This window comes from Empedobacter tilapiae, from assembly GCF_004785645.1.
GTDB classification, from domain to species: domain Bacteria; phylum Bacteroidota; class Bacteroidia; order Flavobacteriales; family Weeksellaceae; genus Empedobacter; species Empedobacter tilapiae.
Genome location: NZ_SRPE01000003.1, coordinates 195,110 through 207,845 on the forward strand (window position 1 = coordinate 195,110; position 12,736 = coordinate 207,845).

Here is a 12,736-nt window from a genome sequence, read left to right on the forward strand (position 1 = left end):
TCAAAAAAAAATCAATTAAAAAGATTTCAAAAAAAATAGCCCTCAATTTTTGAGGACTATTTATATGATATGAAATTATAATTATTTCTTAGTGAGTTGGTACAAAACGCTCTCTTGCATCTTGCAATAATTGCTCTGCTTCTGCTTTGTCTCCGTATCCTTCGATTGTTGTTGTTTTATTTTCTAAGTCTTTATAAACTCTGAAAAAATGTTCAACCTCTTTCAATGTATGAGGATTCATATCAGTGATGTTTTCTAATTGGTTCCATGTTGGATCAGCAACAGGAACACAAATTAATTTTTCATCTTGACCTTTATCATCAGACATTTTAAGAACACCGATTGTTTTAACTTCAATTACACATCCAGGAACTGTAGGTTCTGTTAGGAAAACTAATACATCAATTGGATCTCCGTCTAAGCCTAATGTATTTTCTACAAAACCGTAATCAGCTGGGTAGAACATTGGAGAGTATAAAACACGGTCAAAACGGATTCTTCCTGTTTCGTGATCCATTTCGTATTTATTGCGAGATCCTCTTGGGATTTCGATAATAGCATCAAAAGTCATTGTTAACTATGTATTTAATTTATTTTTTATTTAAAAATTCCAATCTAATCCGATTGTTATGCCAAATTTACGAACATCTGGCAAATTATTATAATTTCCGCGCCAATTAAAATCAACTCGAATTGGCCTAATGTTTCCAAAACCAATGTTTTCGATACCAAAACCGTATTCATAGTAGATTTGTTGATTAGGAGCGAAATATTGTATTGTAGAGTGGTTAATTGCTTTACTCTTTTCTGAAATATCTCCGTATGCTGCTCTTAAGAATCCAACTTCTCTGAGTTTCAATTTCTTGATCAATGGAATTTTATTTAAAATCCAACCGTTGAAATGATGTTCCCAGTTTAATGTAGCATATTCATCTGTTACAAATTCGTAATAGTCTAATTGAGAAAATGTTCCATAAACTTGTCCATAACTTTCATTTCCTGGGATTGCACTCATTAATGAAAGAGGAACTCCTTGAAAAGTTTTACCAGCTTCAATTGTTAATAATGATTTACCAAAAGATCCAATCAAAATTGGTTGAGTATATAAAAATTGAAGTTTATCGTATTCAAAATCTGAGTTGATTACGCCTTTCAATCCTTTTGTATAACGTAACATTAATGTTGGTGCAAGTGTAGTCATTTCATACCGATCAATCCCATATTGAGAATATTTTGCACCTGGACGAGCAATAACTGAAACGCTAACACTAGAGTTTGTTAAGGTTTCTTTTATTTGTCCATTCTTTTCATATGCAATAGAGAAGTGCTCTGTATCTGCTGGCTTTATTAATTGATAATTTCCATCAATACGAAATGTTACATTTTTCCAAGGTTCTATTGAAGTATAAATATTTGTCAAATTATTATTACTCAAAAATCGATTATCACCTTGATTTATAATAGAAGAAGATGCAAAACTACGTGTCATGATTCCATCAGAAGAAGTTAATGAAGCTGCTAATTGTTCTACATCACGTTTAGTCCCAATTCCAGCTTGAAAACGATTGTATCTATTGAACATATAACGAAAGTCTGCTCCATATTTAAATTTATTATCTTTAAAACCATAGGCCATGAAACCTTGTGCGCGCCACATATCATTTTGAGAAAAATATGTACGAGCTCCAGCTCTCAAGCGAACGCCTTCTATTTGATTATATCCAAATGAAGAATATAAATTACCAATGTCAATTGAATTCCAAATATTGTAATATCCTGAACCAAGAACTTCAACTGCTTTTACGATATTATTGAATTTTGGAACTTTGTTTAATTGCTCTAAAGTTTCATAAATACCTTCTTGATCTTTTGTTAAAACTTCAGGACGATTTTCTGCCCAAAATTGTTTGTCTTTTTCATTTAAAGCTGCTTTTGCAGGATCCAATTTTTCGTAATAATAGTTTTCAGGATGTGTTGTATTAAAATCGTAATTGTAATAATTAACTGTTTTATGAGCAAAAATTCCCTTCGCACTTTCTTTTTTACTTAATAGCGACATATCCAACATTGCATATTCTTTTTTCGGGTAGAAAATAGAATCGTTTGGAATATCATATTCAAGATTCATAAAAATATTTCGGACGAAGTTTACATTGATTTCTTTAGTTGTCTCCATTACAACTTCTTTTACAGCATAAGCATCTTTCGAAATATATAATTCTCCTTTGAATGTTAATTCTCCTTCACGACGAGGGTAATATTTGATTCGGTAAGACTCTATTCCATCTACATCAACTGTATCTTTTAATTCATAATCATAGACAGCAAAACCATCTGTAGCAATTGGACTTACAAATTTAATATCTAAAATATTTACACGATTATCATAAATATCAATATCTCGGAAAAGGTTTTTAACAGTAGCAGCAACTACTTCATTTTTCTCAAAACCAGATGTTTTATTGGCGATTAATTCACGTCGTTCTTTAGTAGAAGGTTTATTGATTCCTGCAACATTATAAATTGATTCGTTTAAAAAAGCGGGTAAATAAGTTTTTCCGTTGATAGAAGAAGTGTCTACTTTTTCGAAAACAAATTCCATTCCTTTGAAAATCTTTCGTTTCATAAAAGTTGAATCGATATTACTGATATCAAATTGCAACTTCTCGTATTCATTATATTGATAATGAGGAGTCAATTTTAATCCATTTTTCTTTTTACGCTTCCAAACTTCTCGTAAAATAGCATAAGCTGGATTTTCTTTCTTTTTAAGCCGTTTTTTCTTTGCAGAGACAACAGCTTCTTTTAATTCAACTGATGATGAATCATCAGTTTCGAGATCTTTTTCAGCTAAAAATAATTGAGCTACAAAATTATAATCGATTTTATTTTCGATAATATAATCAGCAGTTTCATAACCACTTTTTGAAATTACAATTTTAGTGGTATTTGTAGCAGATTCAATATAAAAAGTTCCGTCTGAATTAGATGTAGCACTAATTTTTAATTCTGGTAAACGAATGTCTGCATAAGGAATAGGTTTCAATGTTTCAGAATCGATAACCTTTCCTTGGATTTTTATTTGCGCGTGCAAAGACGCCAAAACAACTATAAAAAAAGCTGTTATATAACTTTTCATCAATAAGATTTGGTTAAAAAAATAAAGTCTAGCAAAATGTATGCTAGACTTTACAAATATAGTTGATAAATCTTATATTATTTATACATAACTGATTTTACAGCTTCAATTACATCTTTTGCTTTTGGAATCCAAGTTTCGTATAAATTTGGAGCGTAAGGAGCTGATGTATCTTTAGTTGTAATACGTTTAATTGGAGCATCTAAATAATCGAATGCTTTTTGTTGAACCATATAAGTAATTTCAGATGCAACTGAAGCAAAAGGCCAAGCTTCTTCTAAAACAACTAAACGATTTGTTTTCTTAACAGACTTGAAAATTGTGTCGTAATCTAATGGACGAACTGTACGTAAATCGATAACTTCTACACTAATCCCTTCTTTTGCTAATTCATCTGCAGCAATGTAAGCTTGCTTTATAATCTTACCAAAAGATACTAATGTAACATCTGTTCCTTCTCTTTTAATTTCTGCTTTACCGATTTCGATTGTATATTCTTCATCCGGCATTTCCATTTTATCTCCATACATCTGTTCAGATTCCATGAAAATAACAGGATCATTATCTCTAATTGCAGATTTTAATAAACCTTTTGCATCATAAGGATTAGAAGGGACAACTACTTTAAGACCAGGTACATTTGCGTACCAGTTTTCGAAAGCTTGAGAGTGTGTAGCACCTAATTGTCCAGCAGATGCTGTAGGTCCTCTAAATACAATTGGACAATTAAATTGTCCTCCTGACATTTGATAGATTTTAGCTGCATTATTGATGATTTGATCAATAGCAACTAATGAAAAGTTAAATGTCATATATTCCACAATAGGACGACAACCAGTCATTGTAGATCCAATTGCAATACCAGAAAACCCTGATTCAGCGATTGGAGCATCAATAACACGTTTTGATCCAAATTCGTCTAACATTCCTTTTGAAGCTTTATATGCTCCGTTATATTCTGCTACTTCTTCTCCAATTAAAAATATAGATTCATCGCGACGCATTTCTTCACTCATTGCCTCCGCGATTACTTCTCTAAATGTTTTTATAGCCATTTTATGCGATTTCGTTCTTTATTATATTTTTCCTAAAGCAAATGTAGTAAAAAACTTGCGAATTATTAAATATGAATTATGTACAAAAAAATCCCAAAACAACTTATTAAGCGTTTTGGGATACATAATATTTTAAAAGAATGTAATCTCTGTTTTAGAACCAACCTTTGTGACCTTCTACATATGTTTTATCAAATTCTTCGTCAGATTTTGTTAAATAGATAATTCCTTCAATTAGTCCTGTAAGAGAACCTATTGCACCACATGTAACAAGACTTAAAATTAACTGAATTGTACCCTCTTTTGTATACCCTAAGTAAAATTTATGAACAGCGAAAACGCCTAAAATAATTCCTAAAATTCCAGCAATAAGTTTTTTTTCTGATTTGTATGGTTGATTGTTTTCCATAGTTTTAAAGTTTAAATAATAATTGTTTTTGTTGGTTACAAATTTAATTTGTCCATCTTTCTTAAAAATCACTAGATATAATGATTTTGAATATTGTACAAATAAAATAAATCTGATCTTAATATAAGGTTAAGGATTTAACAATCTACTTATTATAATATCAATCGGTTTTCTTTACATTTGTACAAAATGGTGCTCAACGAGTGAGTTAAAAGGGAATTTGGTTCAATTCCAAAACTGTCCCCGCAACTGTAAATTCTAATATACTTTTTGTAAAAGAATAAGTCAGGAAACCTGCCATTGCTAACTAATAATAGAAAATGTTTTCGGAGGAAGAACAGATTTTAATATGAAAAAACTTTTTCTTTGTTTTAGTCTTATCGCTGGAATTGCTTTTGCACAGACGGATACAATCAATTTGAAACCTTTGATTTTGAATGATGCTTTTCTTAAAAATCATTATAAATCTCAAAGTATTATCAAACTAAATGATAGTATTTTAGAGCAAAACCCTAATCAACTGACGCAAGTTTTACAAGCACAAACGCCAATTTATTTTAAAGAAAATGGACGAGGAATGGTTTCTTCGCCTTCGTTTCGTGGAACTTTAGCTTCTCATACAGCAGTAATTTGGAACGGAATAAATGTCAATTCGCAAACAACAGGGCAAACCGATTTTAATTTATTTGCAAGTAATTCGTTCGATGGAATTTTGGTAAAACCAGGCGGAGGAAGTATTGCGTACGGAACAGGTTCTATCGGCGGTACAATTCATTTGTTGAATAAATTTGAGTATGAGAAAGGTTTACAGCAAAAAATCAATTTAGGATATGGACGCTACGATACGTGGTCGGGAAAATATCAGTTGAAATATAGTACAGAAAAATTTAGTTCTTCGATAGATTACGAACGCAATCAATCTGATAATGATTACAAAATTCCGAATCACATGAAGAAGAATTTGAACGGAAAATATTATTTCAATACAATTAATGGGAATTTTGGTTATAAAATCAATCCTAAAAATGAGTTGAAACTTTATTCGATGTTCAATTTTGGAAAACGAGAATTTCCTTTGGTTGACATTGGTTCAACGCCTTCTGGATACGAAAATCAAGATTATCGCTTGATGACAGAATGGAATTTTAATCCAAATGAAAAATGGCAATCACAGTTAAAATTAGCTTATATCCGAGAAGAAAGCAGTTATTTCAACAATATTCACAAATCTTATTCGGACGATTTACAGGTTGATAATTATATTTTAAAATATTATCTGAATCACCAAATCACTAATAATTTTGAGCTTTCACTTTTATCTGAAGCTAATTATAATCAAGGAAGTGGAAATAATTTGACCAAAAGTGATCAAAATTCAATCAATTTTGCCTTAATCGCGAAGTATAAATTATCAGATGTTTTGGAATACGAAGCGAGTATTCGCCAAGATTTTTCTGATACTTTTCAAAATCCTTTTATTTATTCGTTAGGATTTAATTATCGTCCGATGCATTCGTATCAATTGAGAGGAAATGTTTCTAAAAATTTCAGAAATCCAACGTACAATGATTTATTTTGGAAAACTGGTGGAAATCCAGATTTGAAATCAGAATCAGCTTATCAATTTGAATTAGGAAATGATTTTATCAGCAAGAATTTAAACATTCAAACTAATATTTTTTATAATAAGTTGAGTGATATGATTCAATGGATTCCGAGTTCGCAAAACAGTTCTTATTGGGTTCCTGAGAACATTCACAAAGCAGAAACCTATGGTTTTGAAATGATTGGAAATTACAAATGGAATGCGTTTAGTTTCAATACAACTTATGCATATACCAAGACAAAAGATAAATTTAATAATAAGGAATTGATGTATTCGCCAAATCATAAATGGACGGCGAGCGCGCAATACACTTACAAACGTTTATCTGCTTTTGTACAAAATATTTATACAAGTAAAGTTTTTACTGATTCTGAAGAAGAAAGAACACTTGATGGATTTTGGCTAACGAATTTAGGAATTAATTATACGATTACACCACTTTATAGCGTTTCTATGAGAGTGAATAATTTGTTTGATCAAGAGTATCAAACCCAAGAAAATCGTTGGCAAGCAGGCACAAATTATAATATACAAATACAAATAAAATTTTAAAACTATGACTAAATTTAAATCACTAGCATTTATAGCTTTAGCAGGAATATTTTTACAATCTTGTTCAAATGATGATGATGGACCAAACAATGATCCTGAAAAAGGTAATTATTCGAAAGGAGTTTTTATTTTAAATGAAGGAGGTTTCAATTCAGCTAATGCAGAAATCACTTATTTTGATCCAACAAAAGATGTAAGTACAACAAATCCTATTCAAGAAATTTTCAAGACTGCGAATGCCGGTGCACAATTGGGTTCTGTAGGACAAAGCATGTATTTCAAAGGAAATAAGGCTTATATTGTTCTTAATGTTTCTAATAAAGTAGAGGTTGTAGACAACACAACTTTCAAAAAGATTAGTACAATTCCATCATCAGATAATATGAGTAATCCTCGTTACATCGTTTCTGATGATCAATTTTTGTATATCTCAAACTGGGGAGATCCTAATGTTAAGACGGATGATTTCATTGCAAAATATAAAATCAGTGATTTAACTTTCGTTGAAAAATATAAGGTTGACGAAGGTCCTGAAAAAATGGTTCTTGAAAACAACAAACTTTATATAGCGCAAAAAGGAGGTTGGGGAACTGGTAAAACTGTTACTATTATTGACCTTAAAACAACTGATAAAAAGAGTGTAAATGTTGGTGATGTTCCGACGGATTTAACAATTCAGAACGGAAATCTATTTGTACTTTCTCAAGGTGTTTCTTACGGAAATACTACAAAAGGAAAATTGGTTCGTTATAATTTAACTTCAGAAGACAAATTAGAAATGAATTTTCCTGATGGACAACATCCAAATTTCTTAGTTGCGGAAAATAGTAAATTGTATTACATAGTTAATAATTCTGTTTATTCTATGGCTACAAATGCGACAGCTTTACCTACAAAAGCAGATTACATAACAGGAGCTGATAATGTATATGGTTTTCATGTAAAAGGTGATACTTTTTATGTTTTAGACGCAAAAGATTACAATTCTAATGGACGATTATTAATTCAGAATGTACAAGGTGGTCTTAAAAATCCAGCGATTACAACTGGAGTTTCACCAAATTCTGTTTACATCAAATAATATTTCCTGAAAAATCAACATAAAAAAATCTGAAGTCTAAACTTCAGATTTTTTTATGTGTTTTATTTTGAAAATTGTTTGTGAATTAAACACTAAAATCGCAAGTAAAATCAAACTATAACCAATCATTTGCATTGGCGAAACGACTTCTTTATAATAGAAAATTGCCAAAACAAAATTCATAATAGGATTCAAATAAATTAAAATTCCTACCGTTGAAGAATCAATTCCTTTTAAAGCAAAATTGTTTAAGAACATAGGAATAATGGTGAACAAAACCACAATCATCATAATACATTGATAAAAAATAGTTTCTGTCGGAATGGGTCCTGAAAAAATGAAAACTAATGGTAGCATAAGAATGGCTACGATTAATAATTGCGTCATCAATAAATTGAAACTATCAAAAACATTCAAACTTCTCTGAATGATGATGTACAGCGCAAATGTACATGCTACAATCAAACTATAAACCAGATCTATAAGATGACCTATAGAAAGAACCAAACATGCTAAAAGACTAATACCAACTGCAATCCATTTTATTTTGGTTAAATTTTCTTTCAGAATAATGAAAGCCAAAACGGTTGTAATAATCGGACAAACCAAGTAAGAGAGCGATGCAGCTTGCACACTAATATGATTCATCACAATAATAAACATCAACCAATTTGTCATCAAAATCAATGATCCGCCAACAATTAAACTTCCTAATTTTTTCTGTTTCTTTTTATCAAATGATTTGAACAAATCATAATCAGCTTTGATTTTATTGCGTCGAAATCCAACATTAATCACAACTAAAAAGAAAACGGAAACGTACAATCTAAAAAATAGAATATCCAAAGGCGGATAACCTGCGATTGGTTTCAATCCGAAACTAAAAAATCCCCACATAAAGTAGGTTATAATGGCTGCAATGATATATTTTGATTGATTCATAAAAGAGGCGTCAATTTGTACAAATGTATCGAATATCCAATTTGGAAATGATTATTTTTGCCTTAAATTTTTTGGAAATGGAAAATCTTTTTACAGACGAATATTTTATGCGAATAGCCTTTAACGAAGCGATTACAGCTTTCGAGCGAGACGAAATTCCAGTTGGAGCTGTGATTGTTTGTAACAACAAAATTATTGCAAAAGCGCATAATTTAACCGAAACGTTGACTGATGTTACAGCGCACGCTGAAATGCAAGCGATTACGTCAGCAGCAAATTATTTGGGTGGAAAATACTTACAAGATTGTACATTGTATGTAACCTTAGAACCTTGTGTAATGTGCGGCGGCGCATTGTATTGGAGTCAAATCTCAAAAGTGGTTTATGGAGCTTCGGATGAGAAACGTGGTTTTAAAGCAAAAATTGGCGAATTACATCCAAAAACTGAAATTGTTTCGGGAATTATGGAAGACGAATGTGGTCAATTAATGAAAGAATTTTTTCAGCGTAAGCGCTAAATCGACTTTAAAATCGATAGAACTTCGTCATAATTTTCCATATAAGTCATGTGTCCACTATTAAACTTATAGAGATGAATGTTGGGTAAATCTGGAATTAAACTTAAAAATAATTCAGGATTAACCGTTTCATCATTCATTCCAACAATAATATAAATTTCACCTTTGAAATCATACAAAATCGACGAACGATCTGGACGTTCTCGCATTCCTTTCAAAGCTGCACAAATGCCTTCAATTGGAGTTTTTAAAGCAATTTCTTTTACAAATTTTAACTCATCTTTGAATTGGTCCCGATGATGTGTTGCAAATAAAGTAGGCATACTAAAACTCACCAACGCATTGAAATTTTTGCGAGCAGTTTCACACGCTTTCAAACGTTGATTTTTCTTCGCTTCATCATCTGACAAAGTCGAAGAATTTACCAATACAATGTTTTCGACTCGTTCAAGAAAAATATCAGCCAATGCACACGTCACATATCCTCCCATCGAATGTCCTACAAAAGTTACTTTTTCAAGATTTAATTCATCCAGAACCTCAATCACTTTTTCCGCCATTTCTTCCATCGTATTTACATCTTGCAAATTTTCAGAATTTCCATGTCCAGGCAAATCAATTGTAATAATTTGATTGTGATGAAATAGACCATTCTGTAAACGATTCCATATTTTATGATTTTCCAAAAAACCATGTAAGAAAACTATAGGTTTCCCAACTCCAATACTTTCGTAGAACAACATATTTTGGTTCAGAATTTGTAATTAATTAAATACAAATTTACAACAATGAAAAAATATAATCCTATTATAATACTCACAATAGCTATTAGTGCTATTATTATTTATTGTATTACAAGAAATAAATCACTTATAATTGGAGATTCTGTACAAAAAGAAATTAAAAAAGATTCTTCTATTAAGGAAGTTGCTTTGGCATTACCAAAAATTATGAATAACTCGGAGCTAAAATTAATTCAAGGAAAAGGTAAATTTGAAATTGAAAAAGTAGCGAAAGAACAACAAACATTTAGTTTTAGGAATGATTCTTCTTCATCTGTTTTTATCCAAATAATTCCTCAAAATAAACTAGGAAACATTAGAATTAATCAACTTATCTCTCCAAATAATGAAAAAGATGGTCCTTTTGGACAAGAAATCAATTATGACTTAACTGAAAAAGGCTTGTATCAAATCCGAATTGGCGAAAGTTTGATGCAAGGTGATCCATTTGAAGGAAAATATACCTTGAAATTGCAGTTAAAATAGTTACTTTTACAACAGAATTTTTCTGTTATGAAATGGACTTTTATCACTTTTATTACATTGATTGCATTTACTAGTTGTGAAGACAAATCTACACCAACCATTTATCCAAGTAAAGTTGGAGTAGATTCTGCCTACAAAGATTTAATAAAAAAAGATAAACCAACAACAGAAGAAGTAATGGAAGAAGAAGTGGTAAAAAGAACTTCTCCTCAACAAAAAATCACAAAAAAATCACAGCAAAAAATTGTATCTAACACAGATGAAATTATTCCGTTAAGCGCTAATAACACAACCGAGAATCTTGAAGTAAGCTATGCAAAAGCAAAAGCAGAACCGAATAAAATAGCGAGACAAACGAATACTTTTACGTTTAATGCAGATTCTGCTAAGAAAGTTTGGATTAAAATTTCAGCACAAGATTCTACAGCGAATATTCGAATTAATCACATCAAAGGACCTGCAGATTCTATAAAAGGGGGACCTTTTGGAAAAGAAACTATTTTCGAACTACCTGTGCGAGGAGTTTATCAATTCTCGATTTCTGAGAAACCGACAAATCCAAAACCGTATGCAGGAAAATATAAAGTTGAATTAAAATTACTTTGGAAATAAAATAATCATTCATTATTAAAATTTTAGTGTATTTTTTACTTAGTATTTCTAAAAACATTTTTAAGTTTATAGAAATACTTACACATGAAATCGAAATTTTTATTAACACTAGGTTTAATCTCTACAACCATGAGTTTATCAGCTCAAACTAATCAACAAGTTTTAGACTTGATTAACAAAGAAGTACAACAAAATTCTGAAGCTTATCAACAATTAAAAAAAGCAACCGAAACAATTGGGCATCGCGCTACAGGAACAGAAAATGGACGAATAGCAGAAGAATATGCTGCCAATTTGTTGCGTTCGTATGGCTATGATGTGTCTTTTCAAGAATTTACATTTAGCGGCTGGAATCGTAAAAGTTTAGATCTAAAAATCAATAATCAACCCATAAAAGCAGTTGCTTTAGCGCATTCGCCAGCAAATGTTAATCTTTCGGGAGAGTTGATTGATTTGGGAAATGGATTTGAAGAAGATTACAAAAAGATTGGTGATAAAGTAAAAGGAAAGATTGTTTTTGCTGCGCTTGGTTTGTTAGATGGAACGCCAAAAGAAATCGAAAATCTACATCGTTCAGAAAAAACAGCTTTAGCAGAAAAGTACGGAGCGAAAGGAATTATTTTGTTTAATCGTCCTGCTGGAGGAATTCTATTGACAGGAACGGCCTCTGTGACGGGAGAAATTATTAAAATTCCTGCGATTAATATCAGTTTAGAAGATGGATTAAAAATTAAAGAAAATCTATCAAAAGGAAAAGAAATTGCTAAAATCGAAATGAAAAATGATGTTGGACAAATGAAAGGTCGTAACATTATTGCAAAGAAAATCGGTTCTAAAATTCTGGACGAGAAAATAGTTCTTGGAGGGCATTTAGATAGTTGGGATTTGGCTACAGGAGCGATTGATAATGGTGTTGGAAGCTTTTCTGTGATGGATATTGCGAGAACGTATAAGAAGTTAAATCTTCAAAATGATCGAACAATAGAATTTGTTTTATTTATGGGCGAAGAAGTTGGTTTGGTAGGTTCTAAATATTACGTCAATCAAGCATTGAAAGATGGTTCTATCAATCAAATCAAAGCAATGTCGAATATGGATATGACAACAAATCCAAAGTCTTATTATTCGACAATGGAAAGTAATTTGCCTATTTTAACTGATTATGCAAATGATGTGCAAAAAGTAATTCCAGATTTTAAATTGAAAATATTTGCGAGTGTAGATTTACATTCAGATCATCAACCGTTTATGTTGCAGGGCGTGCCTATTATCGGGTTGTCGGATAGTCAATTTACAAAAGGAGCGCTAAATTGTTATCACGCAAATTGCGATACATTTGATTATGTAGAAGAAATTGGTTTGAAAAATAATGTGATTTTGGAAACCTATTTGTTGTATCGTTTGAGTAATTTGAAAGAAATTCCTTCAAAGCATTGGGACGAGCAAGAAATAAAAGAAGCCTTAATCAAAGGAAATTTAGAAACTCCACTTCGTATTTCGGGCGATTGGAGATGGTAATATCAAAAAAAATCCTTCAGAAATTCTGAAGGATTT

The 12,736-nt window shown here is 31.1% G+C and carries 12 protein-coding genes and 1 riboswitch; of the genes, 6 read left to right on the forward strand and 6 right to left on the reverse strand.

Going from position 1 to position 12,736, the window contains the following annotated elements:
* Window positions 1–88: 88 nt before the first annotated feature.
* From E4J94_RS04990 to E4J94_RS05005, 4 genes are all read right to left on the reverse strand, one after another.
* Entirely contained in the window at window positions 89–571 is a 483-nt protein-coding gene (locus E4J94_RS04990) for an inorganic diphosphatase (protein ID WP_135834762.1), read from the reverse strand.
* Window positions 572–601: 30 nt separating this feature from the next.
* Window positions 602–3,139, reverse strand: coding sequence for a DUF5686 family protein (locus tag E4J94_RS04995; protein WP_135834763.1), 2,538 nt, complete (start codon window positions 3,137–3,139; stop codon window positions 602–604).
* Window positions 3,140–3,216: 77 nt separating this feature from the next.
* Window positions 3,217–4,194, reverse strand: coding sequence for a pyruvate dehydrogenase complex E1 component subunit beta (locus tag E4J94_RS05000; RefSeq protein ID WP_135834764.1), 978 nt, complete (start codon window positions 4,192–4,194; stop codon window positions 3,217–3,219).
* A gap of 154 nt (window positions 4,195–4,348) precedes the next feature.
* The gene (locus E4J94_RS05005; RefSeq protein WP_135834765.1) at window positions 4,349–4,603 is read right to left on the reverse strand and encodes a TM2 domain-containing protein; all 255 of its coding nucleotides are present in this window, start codon (window positions 4,601–4,603) and stop codon (window positions 4,349–4,351) included.
* 173 nt (window positions 4,604–4,776) lie between these two features.
* Window positions 4,777–4,919, forward strand: a riboswitch (cobalamin riboswitch).
* A 33-nt stretch (window positions 4,920–4,952) separates the two neighbouring features.
* Here E4J94_RS05005 and E4J94_RS05010 point away from each other — a divergent pair.
* Window positions 4,953–6,761 (forward strand): TonB-dependent receptor plug domain-containing protein, encoded by a 1,809-nt coding sequence (locus E4J94_RS05010; RefSeq protein WP_135834766.1) that lies wholly within the window; start codon window positions 4,953–4,955, stop codon window positions 6,759–6,761.
* Between the two features lie 4 nt (window positions 6,762–6,765).
* Window positions 6,766–7,842, forward strand: a complete 1,077-nt coding sequence (locus tag E4J94_RS05015; RefSeq protein WP_135834767.1) for a DUF5074 domain-containing protein — start codon at window positions 6,766–6,768, stop codon at window positions 7,840–7,842.
* Window positions 7,843–7,878: 36 nt separating this feature from the next.
* On the opposite strand, the gene E4J94_RS05020 is transcribed toward E4J94_RS05015, so the two are convergent.
* A complete protein-coding gene (locus E4J94_RS05020) occupies window positions 7,879–8,784 on the reverse strand; it encodes an EamA family transporter (RefSeq protein WP_135834768.1) in 906 nt (301 codons plus the stop codon).
* Window positions 8,785–8,861: 77 nt separating this feature from the next.
* Between E4J94_RS05020 and E4J94_RS05025 the strand changes: the two genes are divergently transcribed.
* Complete coding sequence (locus tag E4J94_RS05025) at window positions 8,862–9,302, forward strand: nucleoside deaminase (protein ID WP_135834769.1); 441 nt, start codon at window positions 8,862–8,864, stop codon at window positions 9,300–9,302.
* On the opposite strand, the gene E4J94_RS05030 is transcribed toward E4J94_RS05025, so the two are convergent.
* Entirely contained in the window at window positions 9,299–10,045 is a 747-nt protein-coding gene (locus E4J94_RS05030) for an alpha/beta fold hydrolase (RefSeq protein WP_135834770.1), read from the reverse strand. The genes E4J94_RS05025 and E4J94_RS05030 overlap by 4 nt on opposite strands.
* 45 nt (window positions 10,046–10,090) lie before the next feature.
* Between E4J94_RS05030 and E4J94_RS05035 the strand changes: the two genes are divergently transcribed.
* The 3 genes from E4J94_RS05035 to E4J94_RS05045 all read left to right on the forward strand — a co-directional run bounded on the left by E4J94_RS05035 (window position 10,091) and on the right by E4J94_RS05045 (window position 12,700).
* A complete protein-coding gene (locus tag E4J94_RS05035) occupies window positions 10,091–10,570 on the forward strand; it encodes a hypothetical protein (protein ID WP_135834771.1) in 480 nt (159 codons plus the stop codon).
* Between the two features lie 27 nt (window positions 10,571–10,597).
* Complete coding sequence (locus tag E4J94_RS05040) at window positions 10,598–11,182, forward strand: hypothetical protein (RefSeq protein WP_135834772.1); 585 nt, start codon at window positions 10,598–10,600, stop codon at window positions 11,180–11,182.
* 84 nt (window positions 11,183–11,266) lie between these two features.
* Entirely contained in the window at window positions 11,267–12,700 is a 1,434-nt protein-coding gene (locus tag E4J94_RS05045) for a M28 family peptidase (protein WP_246034258.1), read from the forward strand.
* The last annotated feature ends 36 nt before the right edge of the window (window positions 12,701–12,736 follow it).

Coding starts and splice junctions, on each gene's coding strand:
- E4J94_RS04990 (WP_135834762.1), bottom strand. CDS start 571: ATGACTTTTGATGCTATTATCGAAATCCCAAGAGGATCTCGCAATAAA.
- E4J94_RS04995 (WP_135834763.1), bottom strand. CDS start 3,139: ATGAAAAGTTATATAACAGCTTTTTTTATAGTTGTTTTGGCGTCTTTG.
- E4J94_RS05000 (WP_135834764.1), bottom strand. CDS start 4,194: ATGGCTATAAAAACATTTAGAGAAGTAATCGCGGAGGCAATGAGTGAA.
- E4J94_RS05005 (WP_135834765.1), bottom strand. CDS start 4,603: ATGGAAAACAATCAACCATACAAATCAGAAAAAAAACTTATTGCTGGA.
- E4J94_RS05010 (WP_135834766.1), top strand. CDS start 4,953: ATGAAAAAACTTTTTCTTTGTTTTAGTCTTATCGCTGGAATTGCTTTT.
- E4J94_RS05015 (WP_135834767.1), top strand. CDS start 6,766: ATGACTAAATTTAAATCACTAGCATTTATAGCTTTAGCAGGAATATTT.
- E4J94_RS05020 (WP_135834768.1), bottom strand. CDS start 8,784: ATGAATCAATCAAAATATATCATTGCAGCCATTATAACCTACTTTATG.
- E4J94_RS05025 (WP_135834769.1), top strand. CDS start 8,862: ATGGAAAATCTTTTTACAGACGAATATTTTATGCGAATAGCCTTTAAC.
- E4J94_RS05030 (WP_135834770.1), bottom strand. CDS start 10,045: ATGTTGTTCTACGAAAGTATTGGAGTTGGGAAACCTATAGTTTTCTTA.
- E4J94_RS05035 (WP_135834771.1), top strand. CDS start 10,091: ATGAAAAAATATAATCCTATTATAATACTCACAATAGCTATTAGTGCT.
- E4J94_RS05040 (WP_135834772.1), top strand. CDS start 10,598: ATGAAATGGACTTTTATCACTTTTATTACATTGATTGCATTTACTAGT.
- E4J94_RS05045 (WP_246034258.1), top strand. CDS start 11,267: ATGAAATCGAAATTTTTATTAACACTAGGTTTAATCTCTACAACCATG.